At 43.6% G+C, this 26,085-nt stretch carries 20 protein-coding genes; 12 read left to right on the top strand and 8 right to left on the bottom strand.

Annotated elements, in window-relative coordinates; all coding sequences use genetic code 11:
• The first annotated feature begins 232 nt into the window (after positions 1–232).
• On the top strand, positions 233–3,100 hold the full coding sequence (locus AC1DWN_RS10240; RefSeq protein WP_477558798.1) for an S-layer homology domain-containing protein: 2,868 nt from the start codon (positions 233–235) through the stop codon (positions 3,098–3,100).
• A gap of 63 nt (positions 3,101–3,163) precedes the next feature.
• Here AC1DWN_RS10240 and AC1DWN_RS10235 read toward each other — a convergent pair whose 3' ends face one another.
• Complete coding sequence (locus AC1DWN_RS10235) at positions 3,164–3,901, bottom strand: LytR/AlgR family response regulator transcription factor (protein WP_477558797.1); 738 nt, start codon at positions 3,899–3,901, stop codon at positions 3,164–3,166.
• Positions 3,902–4,053: 152 nt separating this feature from the next.
• Between AC1DWN_RS10235 and AC1DWN_RS10230 the strand changes: the two genes are divergently transcribed.
• Positions 4,054–4,581 (top strand): VanZ family protein, encoded by a 528-nt coding sequence (locus AC1DWN_RS10230; protein ID WP_477558796.1) that lies wholly within the window; start codon positions 4,054–4,056, stop codon positions 4,579–4,581.
• 152 nt (positions 4,582–4,733) lie between these two features.
• On the opposite strand, the gene AC1DWN_RS10225 is transcribed toward AC1DWN_RS10230, so the two are convergent.
• Positions 4,734–5,618, bottom strand: coding sequence for an AraC family transcriptional regulator (locus tag AC1DWN_RS10225; RefSeq protein WP_477558795.1), 885 nt, complete (start codon positions 5,616–5,618; stop codon positions 4,734–4,736).
• A 138-nt stretch (positions 5,619–5,756) separates the two neighbouring features.
• Here AC1DWN_RS10225 and AC1DWN_RS10220 point away from each other — a divergent pair, with 138 nt between their 5' ends.
• The 4 genes from AC1DWN_RS10220 to AC1DWN_RS10205 all read left to right on the top strand — a co-directional run bounded on the left by AC1DWN_RS10220 (position 5,757) and on the right by AC1DWN_RS10205 (position 10,260).
• Entirely contained in the window at positions 5,757–7,157 is a 1,401-nt protein-coding gene (locus AC1DWN_RS10220) for an MATE family efflux transporter (RefSeq protein ID WP_477558794.1), read from the top strand.
• Between the two features lie 122 nt (positions 7,158–7,279).
• Complete coding sequence (gene infC / locus AC1DWN_RS10215) at positions 7,280–7,768, top strand: translation initiation factor IF-3 (RefSeq protein WP_477558800.1); 489 nt, start codon at positions 7,280–7,282, stop codon at positions 7,766–7,768.
• 164 nt (positions 7,769–7,932) lie between these two features.
• A complete protein-coding gene (locus AC1DWN_RS10210) occupies positions 7,933–9,651 on the top strand; it encodes an ABC transporter ATP-binding protein (protein ID WP_477558793.1) in 1,719 nt (572 codons plus the stop codon).
• A gap of 147 nt (positions 9,652–9,798) precedes the next feature.
• Positions 9,799–10,260: a cupin domain-containing protein gene (locus tag AC1DWN_RS10205; RefSeq protein ID WP_477558792.1), complete on the top strand. Its 462-nt coding sequence runs from the start codon at positions 9,799–9,801 to the stop codon at positions 10,258–10,260.
• A gap of 132 nt (positions 10,261–10,392) precedes the next feature.
• Here AC1DWN_RS10205 and AC1DWN_RS10200 read toward each other — a convergent pair whose 3' ends face one another.
• On the bottom strand, positions 10,393–11,265 hold the full coding sequence (locus tag AC1DWN_RS10200; protein WP_477558791.1) for an aldose epimerase family protein: 873 nt from the start codon (positions 11,263–11,265) through the stop codon (positions 10,393–10,395).
• Between the two features lie 93 nt (positions 11,266–11,358).
• Positions 11,359–12,504 carry a peptidylprolyl isomerase gene (locus tag AC1DWN_RS10195; protein WP_477558790.1) on the bottom strand — a complete coding sequence of 382 codons (1,146 nt, stop codon included), beginning with the start codon at positions 12,502–12,504 and terminating at the stop codon, positions 11,359–11,361.
• 353 nt (positions 12,505–12,857) lie between these two features.
• Here AC1DWN_RS10195 and AC1DWN_RS10190 point away from each other — a divergent pair, with 353 nt between their 5' ends.
• The 5 genes from AC1DWN_RS10190 (at position 12,858) to AC1DWN_RS10170 (ending at position 20,791) form a co-directional block, all read left to right on the top strand.
• Positions 12,858–14,306: an HD domain-containing phosphohydrolase gene (locus AC1DWN_RS10190; RefSeq protein WP_477558789.1), complete on the top strand. Its 1,449-nt coding sequence runs from the start codon at positions 12,858–12,860 to the stop codon at positions 14,304–14,306.
• Between the two features lie 17 nt (positions 14,307–14,323).
• On the top strand, positions 14,324–15,328 hold the full coding sequence (mgrA, locus tag AC1DWN_RS10185) for an L-glyceraldehyde 3-phosphate reductase (protein ID WP_477558788.1): 1,005 nt from the start codon (positions 14,324–14,326) through the stop codon (positions 15,326–15,328).
• Between the two features lie 148 nt (positions 15,329–15,476).
• Entirely contained in the window at positions 15,477–19,331 is a 3,855-nt protein-coding gene (locus AC1DWN_RS10180; protein ID WP_477558799.1) for a response regulator, read from the top strand.
• A 102-nt stretch (positions 19,332–19,433) separates the two neighbouring features.
• Positions 19,434–20,162 (top strand): response regulator transcription factor, encoded by a 729-nt coding sequence (locus AC1DWN_RS10175; RefSeq protein WP_477558787.1) that lies wholly within the window; start codon positions 19,434–19,436, stop codon positions 20,160–20,162.
• A 500-nt stretch (positions 20,163–20,662) separates the two neighbouring features.
• The gene (locus AC1DWN_RS10170) at positions 20,663–20,791 is read left to right on the top strand and encodes a hypothetical protein (RefSeq protein ID WP_477558786.1); all 129 of its coding nucleotides are present in this window, start codon (positions 20,663–20,665) and stop codon (positions 20,789–20,791) included.
• Between the two features lie 217 nt (positions 20,792–21,008).
• Here the strand turns inward: AC1DWN_RS10170 and AC1DWN_RS10165 are convergent, their stop codons facing one another.
• From AC1DWN_RS10165 to AC1DWN_RS10150, 4 genes are all read right to left on the bottom strand, one after another.
• The gene (locus AC1DWN_RS10165; protein ID WP_477558785.1) at positions 21,009–21,227 is read right to left on the bottom strand and encodes a hypothetical protein; all 219 of its coding nucleotides are present in this window, start codon (positions 21,225–21,227) and stop codon (positions 21,009–21,011) included.
• A 318-nt stretch (positions 21,228–21,545) separates the two neighbouring features.
• Positions 21,546–22,208 carry a TraX family protein gene (locus tag AC1DWN_RS10160; protein ID WP_477558784.1) on the bottom strand — a complete coding sequence of 221 codons (663 nt, stop codon included), beginning with the start codon at positions 22,206–22,208 and terminating at the stop codon, positions 21,546–21,548.
• 122 nt (positions 22,209–22,330) lie between these two features.
• Positions 22,331–23,233: a manganese catalase family protein gene (locus AC1DWN_RS10155; RefSeq protein WP_477558783.1), complete on the bottom strand. Its 903-nt coding sequence runs from the start codon at positions 23,231–23,233 to the stop codon at positions 22,331–22,333.
• Positions 23,234–23,380: 147 nt separating this feature from the next.
• Entirely contained in the window at positions 23,381–23,992 is a 612-nt protein-coding gene (locus AC1DWN_RS10150) for a hypothetical protein (protein WP_477558782.1), read from the bottom strand.
• 489 nt (positions 23,993–24,481) lie between these two features.
• On the opposite strand from AC1DWN_RS10150, the gene AC1DWN_RS10145 reads away from it, so the two are divergent.
• Positions 24,482–26,085, top strand: a 1,604-nt coding sequence (locus AC1DWN_RS10145; RefSeq protein WP_477558781.1) for a PDC sensor domain-containing protein, incomplete at its 3' end; no start/stop codon positions are given.

Below are 26,085 nucleotides of genomic sequence, written 5' to 3'. Positions count from 1 at the left end.
GTTTGCAATTCAGTGAACATCATATAACCAGACATCATAATCACCTCGTTTATTCATCTAATTACTATTTTACCAAAATCATGGGATTTTGGCTATATAAATATAGGTCTTTATAACTGTTTTTTGCTAGTTGGTAGTAACGAATGACTACGTGTAGCTACCGATTCTCTCTCAAAAGATGCGACTAATTGACTATAATAGAATAGGTATATTAATTAGGGGGTTGAGAGTATTGTCTTTATTTAAAAGCATGAAAAAAACAGTAAGTATGATTGTTGTATTAGCAATGTCATTGTCGTTATTTAGTACGGTATGGGCAGCTCAAACATCTGTGGATGACCTACAAGGCCACTGGGCTGAGGAAAATCTGCGTAAGTGGGTAGAGAAGGATTTGTTAAAGGGCTATGATGACGGCTCTGTTCAGCCTGATCGTAAGATTACGAGAGCAGAATTTATTACGTTGATCAATCGTTCATTCCAATTGACTGAGAAAACGGAAGTATCTTTCTCAGATCTGGAGAAATCGAATTGGGCATATAGTCAAATCGCTATTGCGGTTAAAGCTGGTTATGTAAAGGGCAACGAAGATGGCACAATTGCTTGGAACAAGCAGGTAACACGTGAGCAAGCAGCAAGTATGGTCGCTGATCTGCTTAAGTTAGACCTGAACGGTTCGGAAGGCATTGAGCAATTTACTGACGCCTCTTCTATTTCAACTTGGAGCAAGCCTGCAGTTGCTGCTCTTGTGAAGAAATCGATTCTTAAAGGCTTTCAAGACGGAACATTTGCTCCGCAAGGCCAGCTTACGAGAGCACAATCGGTAACTCTTTTGGAAAATGCACTAGGTTACATAAAGCCTGCTACTACTTACAGTACTGCTGGCATATATGGTCCTGAAACAGGTACAGAAACGGTTAAAGGTGATGTAATAGTATCTGCTCCTGGCGTTACGCTGCGTAATCTTGTAATTGAAGGAGATTTGACGCTAACAGCGGACGTTGGCCAAGGCGATGTACATTTAAATAGTGTGAATGTAGCAGGCAAAACGACTATTGCTGGCGGTGGGGAGAATTCCATCCATTTGAAGGATTCAATCTTCGTTCATATTATAGTGAATAAGGTTGATGGAACGATTCGAATCGTTGCCGAAGGTGCTACATCCGTTAAGTCGGTTACGATACAGTCATCGGTAAAACTGGAAGAAAGCGAAGTTAGTGGGGTAGGTTTTACTAAAGTGGAGCTAGCGAAAGAGCTTCCGGCTAATTCTACGATTAAATTGCTTGGAGCATTCGAGGATGTTAACATTTTGGCTAAATCGATTCGTGTTGACGTTGCAGGTGGATCGATCGCATCATTAAATGTGGATAAAGGTGCTGCAGAAGTTAGTATTGATTTGAATGCTGCTGCGAAGGTTATTCAGCTCGTGCTGGATACGGTGGCTAAGCTTACTGGACAAGGTAAAATTGAAAATGCGGTTGTGAGTGCAGGTGCAGGAAATTCAACCTTTGAGAAACAACCTGATAAGTCAACAGGAGAAGGATCTAAACCGGTAACCCCACCTTCAGGTGGATCGAATGGTAATGTTCCTACACCACCTGCTGAAACATCGGATGATGTGTATGAACTATATACTTATGAAAAAATGGCTCAAATCACAAATAAAAATATTCTACCGGTGAACGTAAGTAACCAATTAGTTAATGAAAATGATGGACTAATTATTGATCCTAACTATTTTATGCACCAACAGTATGCGTTAGTAAATCTCTTTGTGAGGAAAGATAATAACAAGCCGTACAAAGGAAATGTTCGTATAGTAGCTGATGTAGTTTCGGCAACAAATGGTGGTACAAAGGACAGCATACAATTATTTGCATATAACGACGCGAATGACTCCTGGACAAATATTTTGAAAGAAGGCTYCGGAGCAAAAGAGGGGCAATCGATTGAATCGCTTATTACAGATTTGGGGAATTCAAATAAATGGTATTCAAAAGCAACAGAAGGCGAATATAAGTTGAAATTTAAGGTTGTTAATGTTTCAACAAATGTTGTAGTAGCTGAATCAGTTATTTTTGAGTACTCATCCGAAAATCCTTATTTAACAACTTTGGATATAGGCGGTTATGAGCTGTTGCAACTCGACAACCAGTTTAATGTGATAGGAAAGGGGTTTAAATCAGATGTAGTTAATTACAAAGTTATAATTCCTAACGATGTAGAAGAGGTAAAAATTACAGAGATTGCAGTTTCTTCTACTATGTCAGTAGGCCTGGTTGTTGAGCTAAAGGAGGTTGTTCCTGAGTCAGATGGAGCCTTCTCTGTAAAACTTCTGCCGGGTAAAAGTATACGTTTGTTTGCAAAGGCTAGTATGCCCACTACTTTAATAACTAAAGGATATAATATTGTGATTCAACGTCTACCGGATGAAGAAAAAGGGGATCCAAATACTTTTGATTCGACGGACATTAGAGTGCGTGCAGACGAGATTATTGTCTCTAATGTAAAACAAAATGTAACTATCTCTGTATATGGTTCTCCTACCGGAGATGATCTCCTCGCTGAGGCTACTACACCGATTATAAAAGATAATCCAGATAGGTTAATTAATTATGGTTTTAATGTAGGAAATATGCCAATAATGGGATCGATTTGGGTTTCCGTAACAGACCCACAAACTGGAGAAGCCACAGCTCGTGTTGAAAAAGCATATAATTGTACTCCAGTGAAAGTAATAACAGAATCAGCTGGCTTTACTCACACTCTTATGACTGAAGCAGAAATGGAAGATTATAATAACAACTCTTATTATGATGTAGTAAATGGTGGTAAATGGATAATTGATTTTACACTGTTGCCAGATGATATAAAGGATTTTGCATATTTCACTATTACAAGGTCATCACAACCTTCGTTAAACATCACAGTTGATGATATGGTTGAATATGAGAATACGTCTTTGATTTCCAATGACCCATCGGGAAAGAAGACTTATGAGCTTATAACTGATGGTTTTTATTATTATACCTTCAAATTCTACGATAAGTACGATAAACCTCTTGCAGCTGTTGTATTGCCTAGCACCCCTATACAACCATAAGTAAACACCAGAAAAAAGAGGTTACCCAAGAGCTTGTTGAAAGCTTGAGGGTAACCTTTTTTTCTAATGCCCAAATTGCTTATAGGCCTGATATAGTCGCATGAAGTCGACTGTTCGTTCCTCTGACAGTACAGCTTGAACTTCCGAATTAGTGAAGTAAACATTGTGCTTGTCCACATTCGATACCTTTGTTAGATTAACGAGGCAAGAGCGGTGGATAGGTACAAAACGATTACTCTGCAAATAATCCTCATACAGCTTCAGCGGTATTTTCGACTCTAGCATTTGACCGTCTTGCGTATGTATGTAAATGGTCCGATTGATAGATTCAATAAACAGAATATCCGCAGGAAGGAGATGGTTTATCTTGTCGCTGATAACCGGTACGAGGTTGCCTCCGGCTTCTATGAATTGGTTATAGTTATTCATTGAGCGCAGCTTCTTAATGGCTATAGCTAGTCGCTCTGTCGTATAAGGCTTATCGATAACATCAGCTATATTCAGATCGGCAATCAGATGAGCCGGAGGAGCATTACCGGTGATAAGGACGGTAGGCACATTTCGACCGCGAAGCTGTAAATGCATATAAGCGGTTGTGCCGCTCATGCTGTCAGATAGATCTTCATCTAGCATAACGCCGTTAATGTGCTCGTTAATGGTCATAGCCTTCATATACTCAACTGTATTAGTGGCAATGCCGACGACTTTTATCTCACCCATTCGAAGCAGTTGCTCCTGAAGAAGCTCGGCTTGCAAGCTGTGGTCTTCAACGATTAGTAGGTTTAGCGTACTTCTATTCACATCTGAGCCTCATCTCGATGGTTTTTATAATTTATATCTCTTTTAATTATCGGTTTGTACGATGGAAATATATAGGTTGAGTTGCCTAGATTTTGATTCATCACATTTTTCAAGTATGATAGACAGGTGGGGTTTTTGTTGGAGGTGTCAAAATGAATCAATCTAGTAGACGGGTACAGAACTTATTATGGGGCATTTTGCTCATAGGATGGTTAACGTTATTATTTGTATTTTCCTCTCAAAGCTATGAGCAGCAAAGCATTCAACCGATACTACATAAATACTTCACTCATGCACAGCTTGTCCATTGGCTGCCGGACATGACGATAAAGTATCGCAACAGTGTAGTGAATTCGCATTATAGTCCGTTTAACTTCATTGAATTTCTATTTCGCAAGGGTGCGCATCTATTTGTATACACTACCTTTGCTTCTATCTTGTTTATGTTTGTACGTTCATTTAATCCGAGGAAGCTGTTCAGAGCTATAGCTGTGACGCTTGTTATTTCGTTGGCAGTTCCTGCGCTAGATGAGCTGAACCAGCTTAGAAGCAATGAACGCACGGGAAATGCGACGGATGTTTTGCTTGATTTTACAGGGGCATGTGCGGGTGTATTGGTTTGTTTGCTTATTTTAGGTGTAGTGGCGCTTTGGCGGAGACTCAACAGGAATGTAAAATAACTCATTAACTAATCATGTCCATGTACTCATTCATCGAACTCTAGATATAATTCAAAAAGGTCGACTCACGAATACGCCATAGCGTATAAGGAGACGACCTTTTTGTTTGAAGCTGACTCATCCATAACCGAGCGATATGCTTCTTATTTAGTCTACCCATGCGAAAATCGCTGCCGGTATTTACGCGGAGAGATGCCTTCATACTTGTCAAAGCAGGAGGTGAAGTAGGCCGCATGATTGAAGCCAACCTCTTCGGCAATGCGGGCTATGGCAAGATCAGTTTGCAGCAGCAGGAGCTTGGCTTGTTCAATGCGAAAGCGCATTAGATAGTCGAAGGGTGCACAGCCGAATTCCTTTTGCATGCATCTTGCAATATAGACGGGATGAAAGCTAATGCTCTCACCAAGCGCTTGCGCTGTAACATCTTCTTTGTAGTGCTCGCGTAGGAACGAGGCTGCTTGCTCCGCGCATAGTGCAGAAGGTGAAGGACCCTGTGCCTCCATAGATGCGGATAAATGCTCAATTACCTCTTGAAAAATAAGCTGTTGTTTCCATTTAACGCTTGGCATATGATCATTCTTATTTAACTGAATGAGCTGGCGAATGAGGCTTTCCATCTTGGATGGCTGGAGCAGCTTAGTGAATTGCGGCAGCTGCTTTATGAAAGTTTGAGTTGTGTAAATATTTGGAGTAACGCTTTTCTCTTCTGATCCATTTACTGACGGTGCTGCCACCGATTCTAGGGACACATTCCACTCACCCGTCGTCTGAAAATGAATCCAGTAATAGCAGGTCTGCTCCTGACATTCGAGTGTTGCATAATGGTAGGCGTCCGGACGCAGCAAAAGAGTATGATTGGCATGAACCTCGTATTGCTGATCTTCTTCCCCTATATAGAGACAGCCCTTCGTGACAATAAGCAGGTCGAATACTTCAATGTTTCGTCTACTTGGATGCTTTCGGCCCGGCGGAGCTTCGGTATAGCCTCCAATTATATAATGCGGTAGCGGCGGAACTATCAGATGAATTATGGGCATTGCTATAAATTCTCCTTCTGACGTTGAAGTTTGAATCGTTATAGTTTCAGTTGTAAAAGTGATACATCTGAAACATTATAACATCTATAATTTGATATGACGATTCAAGAACAGTCATCGGATGTGGAGGAGTTTTTAATGGCTATACCAGAGAAAAAGTTAACATTGTGGATGCTTGCCTGGCCTATTTTTATTGAATTGTTTTTGCAATTTTTGTTAGGGGCTGCAGATACGTTAATGGTTAGCCGGATATCCGATGATGCGGTAGCTGTTGTTGGTTTTTCTAATCAGCTGTTTCAGGCATTAACGACTTTGTTCATAACCGTAGCGAGTGGCGCGGGTATACTAATAGCGCAGAAAATAGGCTCACGTAATGGCGAGGATGCCCGTACAATTGCTATTATGGCGGTTAGTGTGAGTGCGGTGATCGGTTTGGCTCTAAGTGCCGTTCTTATTATTATGCCTGGGGAGATAGCAACTCTTCTGCAATTGCCAGAGCGTTTACTTCCGTTAGCGAACATCTATATATCTATTGTCGGCGGAGGGATGGTGCTTATTGCCCTTATGTCGGCACTCAGTACAGTCATTCGTAATACAGGTAATACGAAGGGGCCTATGTACACGGCGGTAGGAATGAATGTGGTGCATGTATTTTTCAACTATGCTTTTATTTTCGGGGTGTTCGGATTTCCAAAATGGGGCTTGCTGGGCGTCGCGATTTCAACGGTGCTATGCCGTCTACTCGCCACAATTGTTCTGTTTATTATGTTCCTCTATTCTTTTGAGCGATCGATTGGGTTTAGAGATTTTAAAGCTTTTCATCGAAAGCTGTTTGGAGAAATTTTGCGCATTGGCTGGCCGCTTGGCGTGAACATGTCATGCTGGGTATTTTCACAGCTCAGTATATTCAGCTTTATCGCGATTCTTGGCCCGAATGAGCTTGCGGCGCGTACATATATGAATACGTTGGAATCGTTCTGCTTCTTGCTTGGTTATTCCGTAGCGCTCGCATTGCAAATTCAAATTGCTCATCTATTCGGCGCGGGCAAAGTGAAGGAGGCTTATGGCTTAGCGTTTCGCGCCATGGGGATTGGCCTCGCTGTTGTGACGGTCAACGCTTTCCTCATCTACTTTTTTGGCAGGCAGCTTCTAGGACTGTTCACTACGAATACAGAAATTATCACGCTCGGCGTTTCTTTACTGGGACTTAATTTATTGCTTCAGCCAGGAAAAATGATTAATATGGCACTCGGAAATGCTCTTAATGCCGTTGGAGATACTCGTTTTACGATGTGGATATCTATATTTTCGCTATGGCTGATTGCAACGGGCCTTGGTTATTATATCGGCATTGGGCTCGGATGGGGCTTGGTCGGGATATATTTGTGTATGATTTTGGATGAGTATACGCGTGGTGTTCTATCGCTCTTCCGTTGGATGGGGAAAAAGCGCCTGCGCAAAGCGGTGCGTGCGAATGCTGATGCCGGTGCAGGTGCTCGCAATGCTGGGAAGGATGGTGGCACTGTGGTTGGTACGTAATAGAGCAGCGCAGCACGTCTAATAACATTGTATAATAGAGACTGGAAAAGCTATCGGTTCGCACAAAGGACTAGTCTATTTCCGTATTTAAAGTAAGGGAGCGAGACATGGATATGACCTCTATAATTGTAATGAATGAAAAAATACGTGCATCAGAAGTGCAGCTGACAGGCCTAAAAGGTGAGAGCCTTGGCGTTGTTTCACGTGAGGAGGCTTTGAAGCTGGCACGCGACCTAAAGGTGGATTTGGTATGCACCTCACTAATGAGCAGCCCGCCTCCTTGTAAGCTGGTTAGTAAAGGTCAAGCCAAGCAGCAGCAGGATCAAGAAAAACGTGGCGCAAGAGTCAAGGAGCAGCCTAGCAAGGTGAAGGAGCTGCGATTGACTGCTCATATTGAAGACCATGACTACGATACGAAGCTGCGGCAAGCAGTGAAGCTTCTTGCTTCAGGCAATGCGGTTCAGCTCGTTGTACGTATCCAAGGCAAAGAGGGACCGAAAGCGAAAGTGCTTCTAGAACGAATGGTTAAGGATTTGGCCGATAATGGCAAAAAGCAATCGGGCATTCAGCTTAGCGGCAAGCAGGCAGCGGTGCAGATGCTTCCGTTGTAAATTCTCTGAATAGGACTGGTTCTTCGAGCCAAAAGAAAGCAGATCCGAAGGTAATATTTTTATGGAAGAATTGACAGCTTAGAAGTGATTGTATATCATTTGAATGAAAATGATTATCAATCAAAACAGACATCATACCTACAACGTCTGAGAAGGAGCGGCAGATGCTTCAACGATTTATCAGCTATTATAAGCCTTACAAAAAGCTATTCATGCTCGATTTCTTTTGCGCCGTTATTCTGGCGATCCTTGAGCTCAGCTTCCCTTTAGCAGTCAGCTATGTGATTGATACCCTCTTGCCTGATGAGAACTGGGGATTAATTGTTGGCGCATGTTCTATTTTACTCGTTGTGTATATTATTAATACGATTTTGTCTTATGTGGTTACTTATTGGGGACATATGTTAGGTATTAATATAGAAACAGATATGCGCAAGAAGCTATTCGATCATGTACAGAAGCTGTMATTCCGTTTTTTTGATAATACGAAGACCGGCCATCTGATCTCCCGTATGACGAATGATTTGTTCGAGATTGGCGAGGTTGCTCATCATGGTCCAGAGGATATGTTCATTGCTGTAATGACGCTCATAGGTGCTTTCGGTATTATGGCATCCATTAACCTTCAGCTAGCGGTTATGACTTTCATTATTGTACCTATTATTATTTGGCTCGTGCTCTTGTTTAACGGTAAAATGACGAAGGCAGCTAATCGGTTATTCGCTGATATGGCTGATTTTAATGCGCGTGTGGAAGATACGGTTGGCGGTATTCGCGTTGTTCAAGCTTTTTCGAACGAGAAGCATGAGAAAAAGCTATTCAAGGTGAACAACATGCGTTTCCGTGAAGCGAAGCTTATCTCTTACAAAATAATCGGTTTAAACTCATCGATCACTTATTTTCTGATGAGGCTCGTATCGTTGTTTGTGTTAATCTGCGGGACTTGGTTCGTTATTGACGATCAACTGAGTAACGGTGAGTTCCTTACGTTTGTACTGTTGACGAATATTTTCTTTAAACCGATTGAAAAAATTAATGCTGTTATCGAAAGTTATCCGAAGGGGATAGCGGGCTTCAAGCGTTATGTGCAGCTGCTCGAAACAGAGCCCGATGTCGCTGATGCGCCTGATGCCATTCAAATCGATAGCTTAAATGGAGATATCCATTATCGGGATGTGACGTTTGGTTATGAAGGCGAGTCGAAGGTGCTTCAGCATATCGATTTAACGATTCGTGTAGGCGAGACAGTCGCATTTGTTGGGCCTTCCGGTGCGGGGAAGACGACGCTGTGCAGCTTGTTGCCGCGTTTCTATGAAATCGATGGCGGCAGCATTTCCGTTGATGGCTATGATATTCGCAAACTCAAGCTCGAATCATTGCGCAAGCAGATCGGCATCGTACAGCAGGATGTATTTCTGTTCACAGGAACGATTCGTGAGAATATCGCCTACGGTAAACTCGGTGCTGAAGATAAGGATATTTGGCAGGCAGCTCGCAGAGCGCGCCTGGAGGAATTTATTACATCACAGCCAAAAGGGCTTGATACCATTGTCGGCGAACGCGGCGTTAAGCTTTCGGGTGGACAGAAGCAGCGGCTTGCGATTGCGCGGATGTTTCTGAAAAACCCTCCGATCCTTATTCTTGATGAAGCGACCTCGGCGCTTGATACGGAAACAGAAGCTGCTATTCAGCAGTCTCTGGCTGAGCTATCAGTTGGACGAACGACACTTGTTATTGCGCATCGCCTTGCGACGATCAAGAATGCAGATCGCATCGTTGTCGTAACAGAGGATGGCATAAGTGAACAGGGCCGTCATGAAGAGCTTATAGCTGCAGGCGGTATTTATAGTCGCTTGCATCAAGCGCAGTTCGGCGCAAGGTAATGGTACAGGCTGTTACCCCATTCATTGACGACATTGATCATGCATTATAAAATGAGTGAATGATTGTTTTCCTCTTTTTTATTTTTATCAGAATTAGTCGTATATTGTAAGCTTGCAACATGCGCATAAGAGAGAAGGTTGAAATGAATGGCAGTTTTGCAGCAGCAGTTGTCGCCGCTCGTGCAGGCGCTTGGTTTAAAGCCGCATGTTGAGGGTGGATGGTACAAAGAGATTTGGAAGGCATCATTCGAAATTCCGCAAGAGGTGCTTGGAGCGCCTTATTCAGGTCCAAGATTCGCAGCTTCATCTATTTACTTCATGCTTCACCCGGGCGAGTTTTCAGATTGGCATAAGGTTTATTCGGACGAGCTATGGATGTGGCATTCGGGAAGTCCGATTATGCTTACACTTGGTGGAACGGATGAGAATCCTAACAATAGACAAGAAATTATTGTAGGCCCAGATATTCTTGCCGGTCACCAACCGCAGGCGCTGGTACCAGCTAACGAGTGGCAGATGACTACATTACTTGGTGATGAGCCGGTTCTTGTGTCATGTGTAGTTGCGCCAGGCTTTCATTACGATGATTTCCAGCTTATTAAGAAATAATAGATAGAACGTATGTCACAATAGTGTGATCAGCAATAGCATATCCAATGATTCATAAGCAAAGACGCCAAGCTGCTAAAATAGCAGCTTGGCGTCTTTATTTGTGAGAAAATAAGCTTCCTAGCTCGTCTCTTACCGCTCGCAGCTTATCGTGAAATTAGCGCGTAGCTCCTCGCCTGCTTTCAGCATGACAAGCTCCTCTTGCCGATTAAGCTCTTTATTCATGGCCATCCACGGCTCTACACATACGAATGGACGATCATTCACCGACCAGATCACTACATATTTGAAAATATCATCGTAGGTCAATCGTACGCGAGTGCCTTCCACTACAGGAAAAGCAATCTCATTCTTGTGTGCATCGAGTAAACATACGGATTCAACAAGCCCCTCTAAGTCAATCACTCCGTCAAACGGCTTCTCTACATTATCGTTATAATCCACATAGCGTGTAGCATCCGACTCATAGGCAATACGCTTGCTCGAATCAATTGCAAAATAAGGATGGAAGCCCGCGTAAAAAGGCATCGCCTCGGACTCGCTTAAGTTGCGGTATTGCTGACGTGTATGTAATTGTCCATCTTGAAGGGCATAGGTGAACAGCAGCTCGAATGCAAAAGGATAGGCTTGCATCGTTTGTTCATTACTGCGCAAACGAATGGTAATCGACGCTTCGCCTTCTGTTTCTGTGCTGACTACATCCCAAACGGCTGTGCGAGCGACACCGTGGTTCGCCATGGTATACGTCTGATCATTCCATTTATAGCTGGAATTTTCGAGTTGGCCGCTAATTGGGAATAATATCGGGTTCCCACCGCGAATATTCGCTGTAGGATCTTCAAAGGTTGCTTTATCCAAATAAAACAACTCTAATCCATGCAGTTGGCATCCAATAACGATACCGCCTCTTTCCGGACAGACGAGCACACGCGAGGAAGTGCTGCTCTCCGTTAATTCATATAGGGTATATGTATCTTGATAATTGCGTACTTCATAGTTCGACACTTTACTACCTCCGTTAATAAGGGATGTTTTAGAAAGGGCAGTATTCCTGAGCGGTCATTAGACCGTAGGAATACTGCCCCTCTATAAGATTAATTATTGTGCAGCAGGTGCAGGTGCAGCTGCGTCTTCAGCAGCATCTTTTTTCTCTAGCTTGTTAGTGATTTTCGCTTTTGTACGAATTTCTGTCATCCAAGCTTCAGAAAGACCTTGTGCTTCCTGAGCAACTAGCTGCGTACGGATGAAATCCTTCTTCTCTTCTAAAGTAGGGATTACACCTTCTTTAAAGCCTGTCTTCTTAATAATGTGGAAGCCATGCTCGGATTGTACAATACCACTTAACTCATCTGTTTTAAGTGCCCAAGCCGCTTCTTCGAATTCAGGAACCATTTTGCCTTTAGTGAAGAATCCTAGATCGCCGCCCTTATCCTTCGAGCCTGGGTCGGTCGATTTTTCTTTAGCAAGTGTAGCGAAATCAGCGCCTTGCTTCAATTGGTCAAGGACTGCTTGAGCCTCTTCTTTAGTCGCTACTAGAATATGAGATGCTTGTACTTCTTCAGGAGTGCCAAGTGATGCTTTGTTAGCATCGTAGAATTCTTTAATCTCTGCATCTGTTACGTCAGTCTTAGGCTCTAAAATTTTGCGAATTGTCAGGTTTACTTTAGTATCCTTAGTCAATGTATCAAGAGTCATACCGTACTGAGCGATCGTTTGATTAAAGACTTCCTCGGAAGGGAAGCTCTCCTTAATCATTTTGATTTCAGCTTGTACATCAGCATCAGTAATGTTTACATTAGCTGCTTTTGCTTCTTGTGCAATTAGTTCCTCAGTAATTAGGTTTTCAAGCGTAGCTGGGCCGCCTGCCAAAATCAAGGCATCATACAGCCTGTCTTTGCTTATATTAGTACCGTTCACAGTTGCCACGGTTTCATTGCTGCCACCAAATGGAGGCTTGATTAGCACGATGACTAGCACAATCGCTAGTATGGCAGAAATGGCAATCCATGCTTTGCCGACTCCACCTTTAGGTGCTGTTGCGGGAACCACTACTGAGCCTGCTGCTGCAGCCTCGCGAATTTCGTCATTTGCGTCTTCAGGCAATTGGTCAGATGTTTCTGCCTGCAATTCCGCTTCTATTTCTGCATCTTGTGTCGATAGCTCGTCTTGATGTGTGTTCAGTTCCTCTTTCGCAGCCAATTCTTTTTCTGCATCCTGGTTGGTCTGCGATTCCTTGTTATTCATTCGATAAACTCCCTTCAATTTGCAATTCTTCAACTACTATAACAAATCAGAAATGAAAAAACCTTAATCTAAAATAAAAATATGGGTTTCAGTTGTAATTTTGTCACTTTTTTTGCAATATTCGAGTCTATTCCTACCTTTCTCCAACTTGAATACCTATTAATTTGATGTTTAAAGGAAGCAGAAGAGATGATATGATGATTAAAACAGATAATCCAACATTATCCTGCAAAAACCGTGACAACCTCGTAGTGCTCCTTATCATCTTTGACGTATATTGCTCATTATATGAAGCCGCTTGAGAGCAGAATGTTCTCTAAACCAATTACAAATATATGCAGGAGGAATGAGTTTTGCGGAAAAATGCTGGGATTTACATAGGGTTAGCTTCGGCAATGGTCGTACCTGCGTTAGCCTATTTTCTACTAAGGTCGACAGCACTAGATAAAATGTTTAAAGCGCCCAATGAACATTTTTATATCGTCAGTCTCGTTTCTGTACTGGCGCTCGCTCTCTCGATTGCAGTGGGCATTGTAGGCATTCAGCTGCGTAATATAAAAATTAGCTTCCTGTCCTTATCCTATGTATCGCTAGCGACCCTATTCGTGCTTCACGGCTTATCAACCCCCGGTTTTCTCATGCATCATTCTGGGATAGGCGGCACTGCGGCTCAGCTAAGTATTTTGCTCGCAGTTGTTTGGTTGTGGCTTTCATCCGTTTCAGTAGACCATTCGCTAATGAAATGGTTTGCTAAGCGGCAGCGTATGCTCCTCCCCGTCTGGGTACTGTTTCTGCTTGCTTGMTGTATGATATTATGGTCATACCCAAGTCTGACAAATTTCATTCATTTTAAGGAAAAGCCAATCATGTTGATTATAACTTTCTTTATTGTGGGGATGAATTTGTCGACGATGTATCGTTATTTGCAGACGTATTTATCGTCACGTTTTCCATTGCAGCTTGCCGTGGTATACAGCTCGGGATGGATGATTTTAGCTCAGCTCATTATCGTAACGGGAAAATCGTGGATGATTAGCTGGTGGCTTTATCATTATCTGCTGCTTGCATCTGTTATAATCATGGCAGCAGGTATAATCAAACAATATGTCAGCTCGGGTTCGATCAGTTCATCGGTTAAACTGCTGTTCCGAGCTAATCCGCGAGATTGGATTAATAGACATATGTCTACCAGCGTTAGAGAGCTGATCATGACTACAGAAGCCCGGGATTCTTATACCGCTGGCCACAATTACCGTGTTGCCCTGTATGCTTTGAAGCTGGGTGAAGAGCTTAGTTTATCAACTAATGAATTGCGCGCTATTGCGCAAGGAGGACTCGTCCATGATGTGGGCAAGCTGCGTATTCCGGATGAAATATTAAATAAGCCGGGAAAACTGACTTTAGAGGAACGCAAGATAATCGAAGTACATCCTGTCTCGGGGCATGAATTATGCAAAAGGTTAGGTTTTATGCCGGAGGAGCTTTCCATCATTCGCTCACATCATGAGAAATGGGACGGCAGCGGATATCCGGATCAATTAGCTGGCGAGCAGATACCGCTTCTTGCGCGTGTTACCGCGGTCGCTGATGTGTATGATGCGCTCACCTCATCTCGATCCTATCGTCAAGCTATGTCACATGAGGCAGCTATGGAGATTATCGTGAGGGAGAGCGGGACGCATTTTGATCCGCTATGTGTGCAGGCATGGATCAAGCTTGTTAGCGAGCAGCTTGATTTTTTCGAAGAGACCRTCAAGAACAGTCCGTATTTGAAGCTGAAGCATAAAGCTGTGAAGCTATAACAAAACCTAATTGGAGGATGATCACATTGACATATTCTGCAGCTAACAATCGATATGAAGGTATGAAGTATAATCGCGTAGGACGAAGCGGCTTGAAGCTTCCAGCCATCTCTCTAGGCTTGTGGCATAATTTCGGGGGCGTTGATCGCCTTGAGAATGGTCGAGCAATGGTTCGCCGTGCTTTTGATCTCGGTATTACTCATTTTGACTTGGCAAACAACTATGGACCTCCTCCAGGTTCAGCAGAAGAAACATTCGGTCAAATTTTGAAGCAAGACTTTTCCGCTTATCGCGATGAGCTGATTATTTCCACGAAAGCCGGCTATAACATGTGGGAAGGTCCCTATGGTGAGTGGGGTTCTAGGAAATATATGATTTCCAGCTTGGACCAAAGCTTGAAGCGCATGAATTTGGAATATGTAGATATTTTCTACTCACACCGTCCAGATCCAGAAACACCGCTTGAAGAAACGATGGCAGCGCTTGATCATGTTGTTCGACAGGGCAAAGCGCTTTATGTAGGTATTTCTAATTATAGTGCAGAGCAAACAGCTCGCGCTTCTGCTATTTTAAAGGATCTCGGTACTCCGTGCCTTATCCATCAGCCTTCTTATTCGATGTTTAACCGCTGGATCGAGGATGGACTGCAGGATGTATTAGAAGAGGAAGGAATCGGTTCGATCGTATTCTCTCCGCTTGCTGGCGGGATGCTCACGAATCGCTATTTGAATGGTGTGCCTTCTGATTCACGCGCAGCTGGCCCAAGTGTATTTTTGAAAACCGATCAAATTACGGACAGCAAGCTGACTAAAGTGAAGCTGCTTAATGAGCTCGCTCAGGAGCGTGGACAATCGCTGGCCCAAATGGCACTCGCTTGGGTATTGCGTGGAGGGAAAGTAACGACTGCATTAATAGGAGCAAGCAGAGTAGAACAAATTGATGATAATGTGGCAACGCTGAGCCGTCTAGATTTTGACGCCGAAGAGCTAGAACGCATTGAAACCATTTTGTCTGCTGAATAGATAGTGAAGGAACGCTAGAGTAATGTCCGCTTCATTGTGGCTGCTCTAGCGTTTTTCTTCTCCATACAGTTAGAAAAAGGTATAATAGTCTCATTATTCTACTTATGTGAACAACATGGGCTGGAAGGGGAAAGCTTTTTTGAACAAAATGTCGCTTAGGACAAAAGGCTTGATGCTGATGGTTCTCATATCATTAATTCCGCTCCTTATTGCCGGAGTGGGCAATTATTCAGCAGTGAAGCAATCGATACTTCAAGCGGAGATTGAGAAGAAAAGCAGCAAGCAAAGCATGCGTGCCAATATACTGGCTTCTGAGATGGCGATTCGCAAAGCTGAAGTTCTTGTTATGAGCCGAACGGAAGAGGTTCGGTTTGGGACGGATAAGGAGCGCTTGGACTATTTTGGTAAGGAGCTTGTGCGCACTGGCTTTAATTATTACACGATTGGATATATTAGTGTGAACGGCATGGGCATAAGAACAGATGGCAGGCAAAGAGATATGTCAAACGAACCATTCTTTGCAAAGGCTATTCAAGGTGAAGTCGTTATAACCGATCCGTATACACCGACTTTTGCTAATACCTCGCAAATATTTATTGTGGTTCCCGTATATGAGGAAACGTCTGAAGTTAAAGGGCTTGTTTATGCATCTATTCTTTTCTCCTCTCTGCATTCTTATTTCAAGCCGACAGATGAAGAGGGTCCAATGAGCTTGTATAATGATGCCGGCGAAATTCTTTACACCGTTGATACTAAAATAAAGGCTAACTCCTCATTGTTCGACAAGGATTCCAGCTTGCTTCCCGTAGCTGACAATCTGCTCGGGACCTTAGATGGTATGGTGAAATTAGAGATAAAGAATAAGCAATATGCTTTATTTCATACGAAAGTGAACGGTACACCTTGGCGATTCGCTCTGCAGGAGCCAATCTCTAAAGTGGAAGAAATGCTCGCACCGATTTTTTGGCGTATATTTATAACGATTGCTCTGTCAGAGGTTATTATCGTTATTTTCTTCTACTTGTATTTTGAGAGCATTATTGTGAGGTTAAAGCGCATTTTAGGAGTAACGGAACAAGCTGCGGACGGCCGATTTGAAGCAGAGCATCTAGCGGTTGAGCCGAATGATGAAATTGGACAGCTGGCCCATTCTGTGAACGGGATGATGCTGCATTTGCAGGAAATGTTCGACCGGCTTGAGGCCATTATTAATCAGAATCAATATGCATTCATTGTATTGGATGATCAATATAAAGTTACCTATTTAAATAAAACGGCAGAAGAACTGCTTGGATATACAACGGAGGAAGTGTCAGGGCACGCTACACCGCTGCTGTTCATGGATTTGGAGGAGATTCGTGAAGAGGCTGAGCAGTTGTCTGTTAAGCTGGGACGGACCGTACAACCTGGTCTTGAGGTATTCAAGGAGCTCCGCCATGAGAGCTTCTCGTATGAACGAGAGTGGACATTTATACATAAGGATGGTACTCGAATTCCAACACTACACAGCTCAAATGGCTTGCGTGACCGCAATGGCCGATTTTCTGGAGTAGTGGGTATGGTTCTAGATATATCAGATAGAAAGCACGTCGAGAAGGCGCGTAACCGATTGCTTGATATTGTGGAATCCGCCAAGGATTTAATCGCGTCTGTAGACGCCCGCGGCAAGGTTATCTACGTGAATCGCGCTGGAAAAGAGATGCTGTCTATTGAAAACGGCCATCATACGGTGGAACAATATATGCAGCCTCAAATGTATGCCGAGYTTGTGAGGGGCGCTGATCTAGCAAGAGAGCATGGCTTCTGGGAGAGTGAAACACAGCTGATGAAAAGTGACGGCGAGTCGCTGCATGTCTCCATGGTCGTCGTTGCTCATCAGAATGAACGAACGGGGGAGCTGTTCTTCTCTTGCATCGCGCGTGATATTATGGAGCAGAAAACGGTGCAGGAGGAGCTTGTCCGCGCGACGTTAGAAGCGGAGGAGGCCAATCGTGCCAAGAGCAGCTTTCTGGCTCGTATGAGCCATGAGATTAGGACACCGCTCAACGGTATAATTGGACTCACTCAGCTCATGCGCAAAACAGGCTTATCTGCGTCGCAGAAGGATTATATGGACAAGATGAACACATCTTCCGAATCGCTTCTCCACATTATTAATGATGTTCTAGATTTCTCTAAAATTGAAGCCGGTAAAATTGATATGGAACGTCTGCCGTTCAAGCTCGATGATCTGCTGCACCGAATCACGGATCAACTAAGTGTATTTATGGGCGGCAAGGAGCAATTCGAATTTATGGTTGATATGCCTGAGTACTTGCCTCAGACCATTATTGGGGATGCGATGCGACTTGAGCAGGTGCTGCTTAACTTGTGTATGAACGCTATTAAATTTACGAATAGAGGCATAGTACGGCTAAGGCTAGATATAACCAAGGAGCGGGACAACAAGGTTACGATTTGCTTCTGTATTTCGGATACAGGAATTGGGATGACGCAGGAACAAGTGGATAAGCTATTTAAGCCATTCATGCAAGCAGATGGTTCAACAACTCGTAAATTTGGAGGAACAGGTCTCGGACTCGTTATTTCCAAAGCTCTTGTAGAAATAATGGGTGGCAAGCTTAAAGTGGAAAGTACAGCGAAGGTAGGCAGTCAGTTTTATTTTCAGCTGGATTTTGAAGCAGAAGCAAGCAGGCAGGAGCAGCATTTGATGGTTAGAGAGGATATGAGGGAGCAGCCGGTTTGGATTGTGGAGGACGATGAGGCTATGCGGGCGCATTGGAGTGCAATGATTGAAGCATACGGTCTAACTCCCTTGACGTTCGATTCTTGGAAAATAGCAAAGGAGCGCCTTCGCAGAATTGGAGCGGGCGCCATTCCTAAGCTTATCCTGCTGGATATGGAAATGCCTGATATGTATGGAACGGAAACCTGGTTGGATTTTCACAAAGAGGCTAAGGCAGCGGGTGTGAAGACGATTGCGATGACCACCTCTTATGGCCGGGATGAAATGCTGCAGCTGTCAGTAGAGCAGCGGCCGCTAAGCTTACTCATTAAACCAGTGATGAGGAGCGGGATGATCAAAGTGTTGTGCGGAGCCTTTGAGATGGCGACAATGGATGGAAATTGGCAAGAGAGTGTGGCGGCGGCAGCTTCTATTGAAGATATACGTGAAAGCAATCACACTCGTATTTTGTTAGCAGAGGATAATAAGATTAATCAGCTGGTTGCGATAGAAATACTGAAAGAACGCGGATACGAGGTTGGCTTAGCGGAAAATGGTCAAGAAGCGCTTGATAAGCTGGTGGTCGAGCAATGGGATCTCATCTTAATGGACATTCATATGCCGATTATGGACGGAGCGGAAGCGGTACAGATTATTCGCAGCCAGTCTCAATATGACAAGATTCCAATTATCGCGGTGACCGCAAACATACTTCGTCATGATCATGAGCAGTATTTGAAGCTCGGTATGAATGATGTTGTGACGAAGCCAATCGATGGGGAACGTCTGCATGGCGTTATTTCATACTGGCTTAAGAAGGCTGGGTTGCTTGAAGCGGATGCAAGTAGTGAGCCTAGTGTATCGATAAACGCGGATCGCATGCTTTCAGTCGAAAACAACATAGGATTCTTACCGCAAATAGTAGGAATGGATGTAGATGCTGCAATCGCCCGAGTTAACGGGAAGCTTCCGATTCTGATTCATATGATGGAGCAATTTAGACAGGATTATGAGACATTTATTGATCAATTACGTATGTTAGTGAAGCATGGCGAGATGATAACTGTTACGCGAATGGTTCATACGTTAAGGGGGGCAGCAGGATACTTGTCAGCTTACGATCTGGCAGATGCTACATCTGATGTTGATCTTCGAATAAGACAAGAAGAGTTGAACCCGCTTGAGCTCCAAGCATCTATTAATCGATTGGAAAAGGAATTGGAGAAGCTCCTGAAAGGGCTTCAAGAGTTTCATACAGCGTTCGACAAAAAAACCTAACATTTTTCTAACAACTGATTGTTCCGTGCTAATAGGTATTGTATAGTAGAGATACATAATTTTTTTGACAGTAATCTTCAATCCTGATAAAGGGTGACGCTGATGTATAAAGTTTTAGTTATTGAAGATGATGTTATGATGAGTGATATGCTGTCTATGTATTTATCAGAAGAGGGCTACTCAGTCATGCAGGCGTACCGGGCGGATGAAGGACTGAAGCTTGTTGCAGATTTTGTGCCAGATATTGTGCTGCTGGATCTGATGCTTCCTGATTTGGATGGTATGGAGGTTTGTACGCTCATAAGAAAGCGTTCGAACACGCCTATTATGATTTTATCGATGAAGAGTGAAGTGTCTGAGCGTGTTCAAGCCTTGAAAGCTGGAGCAGATGACTATATGTGCAAACCGTTCAGCATGCATGAAATGACAGCTAGAGTAGAAGCTCTCATTCGACGTTCAAGTACGACGCAAGCAGAGATGTACCGAGAAATAGCTGTGACGGTTGAAGAGAAAGAAGAAGTCGAACCTATACAGCTTGATTTTGAGAGACGATTATTGCTTGTGCGCGGTCAGTTTGTCGAAACCACCTTTTCGGAGTATGAGCTAATGAAGCTATTCCTCGCTTACCCCGGGAAAGTATTCAGCAGAGAAGAACTTATTAATGCTATTCGGGGCTTTGATTCGTTTGTAACGGATCGTGCCATCGACGTACATATCGTGAATCTGCGTAAAAAAATTGAACAGAACCCGAAGGAGCCGCAGTTAATCCGTACCGTTTGGGGTTTTGGATACAAATATATGGCTCAAACTTCCGTCACTAATCAGGGGTAAGTGGTAAGTTTCAAAGTAACTGGAATAGATAATTAGAAAAGAACGGTTCCGTCATTCGGAATGGTTCTTTTTTTTTGTTGTTTAAGGCGTAGTGAATGAGGAGCAATATAACTTGCTGAGGGAGTGGGACTGTGATCTATGATACGTTGATAACGCATCGGATAAGTAGTAGCTGTAAGGTAACAGTACAGCAACTGTACAGAAACTGTAGAGCTGAAGGACGCTTTTCAGGCATAAGCACCCATTCGCATAATCAAACAGGCCTCTGCTGCTGCAGCAGCAAAGCCAAGGTAAATCCCGGCCATACGGAGCTAAAGCTCCGAAACACCAAGGAGAATCTCAGCGAATAGGAGCTTAAGCACCAAAATTGAGCTTACAGCCCTCAAATGGACCGAAAACGTAGCTGTAAGGCAGAAAATCATGCTTACAGCGGCCAAAGTAAGGGGAATCCCGGAAAATATCGGTCTGTAAGCCTTAAATCGGAGCTTACAGCCCTCAAAATGACCAAAAAAGAAGCTGTAAGCCTGAAAATCAAGCTTACAGCTCTTGAGCTGTCCAGAAAAGTCGCTGTAAGCTTGGAACTGGATGCTTACAGCGACCAAACCAAAGGATATCGCGGTAATTCCTGAGCTGTAGTCATTACCAAGTACCCAGCTACAAGCCGGGCAAGCACGCTAAATCTATGCTATACACCTTCAGTTTGTTGACCATCTACTTCGAGCAAAGGGTCAGTTCCTTGAGGTAATTATCCCCCTTTAGGAACTGACCCTATTATTGTTTATCACTCACGGTTTATCGTTAGCAGTGCCGCATTGGACGGCTTCTGTCATTCATTTGTGGGTTAGTCTAGCTGACTTCCAAGTAGAGTTTTGTACCATCATTATATTGGAAAATGGCTACATCGCGAACCATTTCAACTGATTTAATGCGTCTCCACTTTTTTCTAAAGTCAAAGTCCATCTCCATTTCGAACAATTTATGCTGAAGCAGTTCTACAGATGTAACTTGTTCGATAGGATAATAGACAGGGACGGATCGACTTTTGAAGGTAATGATTTTCATCATTTCCTAAGCACCTCCGATCGTTTTTTTTCATTTTAACGCAAACTTTTTAGCGTCTTATGAAACTGCCATGAGGATAATGTTTATTTTGCTCATACTTTCCTAATATCTAGGTGTAATTAGATTTCTCAACATGACATGACTTTAAACACAATTGAGGGCAAATGAAACAATTTTACATCAAATCGGCAGTAGGGAGACATGAGAGAAAAAAGTAGCATAGTGGGGTAGAGGGGCAGTCGGATCAGTCTAATGGACTTCAAGATGAAGAGATGAGTAGACTAATTTCAGTGAAGGAAGAGAGGGAGGATTGGCCGACCTTTATTTATCAAGAAATAAGAACCCGCCGCTCCTGTTTGTTGTTATCGCATAAATGACTGCTATAAGTGCAAGATGAAGTGGATAAAAGCTGCGCCAGACAATACGTGGAATACGTATGCGATCTACTATTCGCATGAAGTCGGGCACATACACGATTAGCAGCGTGGAAAACAGGCTAGCAATCTGTATGAAACCCCCATTCAAAAATAGGTTTACTAAGTTCAGGGAGAAATGTGAAAGTAACATCCATTGAGTCGCTGTATATCGATAAATAAGAACAAGCAGTAAGGCGTACGAGCCATAGCTGATTGGAATAGACTCAAGGGAAATAGCAGTAACGATGACTGCGAAGATTTGAACGGCAGGCTTGCCGCTCCATTTATCTAGAAGGCTGAGAAGCAGCAGGCAAATAAATAAGGTGCCTACGGTGTTCACCTCTAGCCGGTGGATGGCAAATTGATAAGGCAATTGAGAGATGATGGCGATGCTTCCTACTCGTAACAAGTATCGATTCATATTTTGAGTACGGGAATATCCAAGCACTAAGGCATAAGCGTAAAATGGGAGCGCAAGTCTTCCGATTAATCTCCAGGTGCTGTCGTCTGGAAACCATACAAGTCCAATATGGTCAATCAGCATGGTTAGCATAGCTAGAAACTGCATACTAGTCACCTTCGTTCAGTCAATATTGCAACTAGTATAACATGGGATGTCTGAATAGATGAAGAGGAAGACCTCCATGCCGCTATGAACGGTTTAGGAGGTCTTCATCGCTTTGTATTCGGCTATAGGCCTGCATTTTTTTGAAGGCGTCTTGCAATTTCTATAAAATCTTCTTGTGAGATGCCCGGCGCAAACTCCTCCGGTAATCCACTTAAGTCAGGCATGGGTGCCCCTTGAGGTGACCCTTGTATGACTTCAAGCTGAGCGCCGGTTTGCGGATTTTGACCATTCCATATAAGGACAATATCCTTATAATCGTTAGGACTAAATGTATAAAGCTTGTTGCCAATGCCCATCGCTTCATATTTGCGCGCCGTTTCAAATTGGTTGTTGCTAAGGTTTGGAATCGGAATAAGCTTTTTCACATCGACGCCTGTCGCAATTTCTAATGCCTTCGCATAGGCAAGTATGTGGACACCGCCCCGCACAAGCAAATAACCGATCATTGCTCTTGCTGTCGGATKGTCTGTCATTTCGTACACACGCATTTTGTGGGTTCTAGCACCGCATTCTAAGAAAAAGTTATGCAGAAGATCAAGCACGAGATTACCGCTGCTGAACACACTATCTCCAGTCCATGCTCTTCCCATGGAATCACCCGGCAAAGAGGTTTGTGCTGTCGCTATAAAAAAGTAACTGTTGCGCTTATTTACACCTTCCTTCAGTGGTGCCGAGTTGGGGTCTCCCGGATTGGTTGTGCCTGTAAGTACCATATTTATCGCTGTCGAAACAAGCTCTACATGACCGAATTCCTCGGCCGTTATACTTGATACAAGGTCATAGAACGGCTTAAGCTTCTGCTTTTCTCGAAAGTTGAAGGATTGGTACATATAGTTGTTCAAAGTCGACATCTCGCCATATTTTCCGCCGAGCAGCTCTTGAACGGCGGCGGCTGCATTAGCATCCGCATATGGGGAAGGCGGTAGCTCTATTTGAAGCCGATTTGTTCTTTCAATCACAAGCATGCTCACCTCTTCTCATTGACAGTTCATTCTTTCCATGTGTATGACGGCTATCGCAGTCATAGACCGATGTTGTCAAAGGAGTACAGGCACTTGGCGACGGCTTGCAGTGAACGAAGCATTGTTAACTTGGCCAGCGGCCATTCCGTTTTAATGAAGTAAGGTAATGACAAGCAGCTCATATAGCACAAGCGGAAGTACGGCATTATAAGGGTTGAAAAAAGCGCGTGGATCGCGCATTGTGCACTGTAAATACAATATACAATGGTCAATGTGCATGATCATGCCTTCATAGACGTGTCCATCGACAGTTCGTACGCGTACATGCTTATGCATATGACCACCGCACATGGCCATAACATGCTCCCTAACCTCCATTACCATTTCAGTGTGCTTCGGATCAGCCTGATATACAACAGGGGCTGAGTTCCCCGCCATGCCGCCCATCTGTTGCATGTTCGGAGAATTGGCCATGCCGCCCATCTGTTGCATGTTCGGAGAATTGGCCATGCCGCCCATCTGTGCCATGTTTGGCGAGTTCGCCATGCCACCCATCTGCCCCATGTTTGGCGAGTTCGCCATGCCGCCCATCTGTTGCATGTTTGGCGAGTTCGCCATGCCACCCATCTGTTGCATGTTTGGCGAGTTCGCCATGCCACCCATCTGCCCCATGTTTGGCGAGTTCGCCATGCCACCCATCTGCCCCATGTTTGGCGAGTTCGCCATGCCACCCATCTGTGCCATGTTTGGCGAGTTCGCCATGGCGCCCATCTGCCCCATGTTTGGCGAGTTTGCCATGCCACCCATCTGCCCCATGTTTGGTGAGTTCGCCATGGCGCCCAACTGCGCCATATTGGGCGAGTTCGCCATATTCCCCTTTGTGCCTTTTTTGAGCGTGTTAGCCATATTTCCTATTCTTTGAGAATCGGTAGCATTGCCTATTTTCATTGTATCCTCAGACAAGCAAATAACCTCCATTCGTATGGTATATCTATATAGATATGCGGACATAGGGAAGGTCATACCGAGACTAAAATTGGTGTTGGGGTATGCGTAGGCCGGAGGTTCAATTCCCTTATTCGTATTTGTAATCCATTGCTTGTTCAAGCTTCTCTCTGGTGATATCGGATTCGTAAAAATCAGACGGATTGCTAGAATACGATATTTTCTGTTTGATCATTTTGTTAGACAGAAGTATACCGGATAGCTATAATTGCTTTGTAGCAGCAGGGTCGAGCGAGGGGGCGTAAAATGTTTTTTAAACGAAGCAGTATCATATTCTCATGGCTAGTGTCGTATATTGCAATTCTGCTTGTACCCGTATTGACAGGTGTTTTTATTTATGTGAAATCTAATCAAACAATCGTCGATGAAGTTAACCGATCAAATAATCTAATACTATCCAAGGTGCAAAAAGATATGGACACACTGCTTGAGGATGCAAATCGACTAAGTGTGGAAATCGCCTTAAATCCTCAAGTGCAGGAACTGCTGACAATTCAGGAGCCGCTGAAGTCAGAAAAATATTTTACACTCTACAAAGCTTTCGAAAGCTTAAAGGTGTTCAAATCATCTAATCGGTGGAATGATTACTTTGTCTATTTCAAAGCCATTGATACGATCGTTACACCGGAATTAAGTAATACTAGCAAAACTGTTTATCATAATATGTATGGGGCAGGCAGCGAAGGATATAGTGCTTGGATCAAGTATTTGGACGACTATTTTCAAGGTGATTTTGTGAGGCTTGGCAATGATCTGGCCTTTATTCGCTCGATTCCGATAGGGAAGAACGGGACGAGTCAAGGTAACATCGTCATTTTTTTGGATCAGGCGAAGTTTTGGGTGGATAATGCAGAAGATTATTTGCACAACGGTGTGGCAGCTATTATTGATGATAACAATCAGGTACTTGCTTCTACTCGTTCAATGGATGGGCCACTACCGGTAACTTATAGTGATTTAAGCGGCGATAGCGGTATTCTGAAAGCGCAGGATGGTGACCAGAAATTGGTCATTTCATATATTAGTTCATATACAACTGATTGGAAGTATGTAGTCATGATGCCTGAGCATATCTTCTGGGACAAGTTGGAAGGTATCAAGAAAGCGACAATGATGAGTTTGCTCATATGCCTATTCGTGGGTTGCGGTCTAACTTATGCTTTCGTACGTCGTAACTATTCGCCTGTACGTGGAATGCTCGACATGTTCCAAGAAAAGAAAAACGAAGATAGGGCTGGCAGCAAGAGATTCAATGAATATGATTTTATGAAACAGGAGATTTATTCCACATTGCTTGAAAATAAGGAAATGGGAAGCAAATTATGGCGGCAAAAGAGCGCTATGCGCGATCATTTTCTCGAGAAACTGTTCAAAGGCCGGGATAGCGCGATTCCGCTGCAACAGTTGATGAATTTGCATGAAATCGATTTCGTATCCGATAAGTTTGCTGTCATGATCATTAATGTTGAAGATTACAATGACATCTCGCCTACGTTAGTGCGCTTTGCGGTAATGAATGTGGCAGAAGAGTTGGCGATCCAAGCTCATCAAGGATTTGTCATGGAGCTAGACGATTTCATCGTTTGTCTTGTCAATTTTCGAGAGAGACAGGAGCTTGCATGGAAGCGGGATTTCACTGAAGTTGCAAGCAAAGTATTAAAATTTATGGAGAGCAATTACCGGGTTCCGGTGACGATTGCGCTGAGTCGCCTGCATATATCAATAACGGGAATCTCGAAGGCGTATTACGAAGCGCTGGAGGTCATGGAATACCAGAGCATTTACGGTGTGAATGGAATCATGGATTACAGTGATATGGAGCTGCCCTATGCCAATGGCGAGTATTATTA

Source organism: Paenibacillus sp. P4_A7 (assembly GCF_056402455.1).
This window is presented reverse-complemented; position numbering and strand designations above follow the sequence as displayed.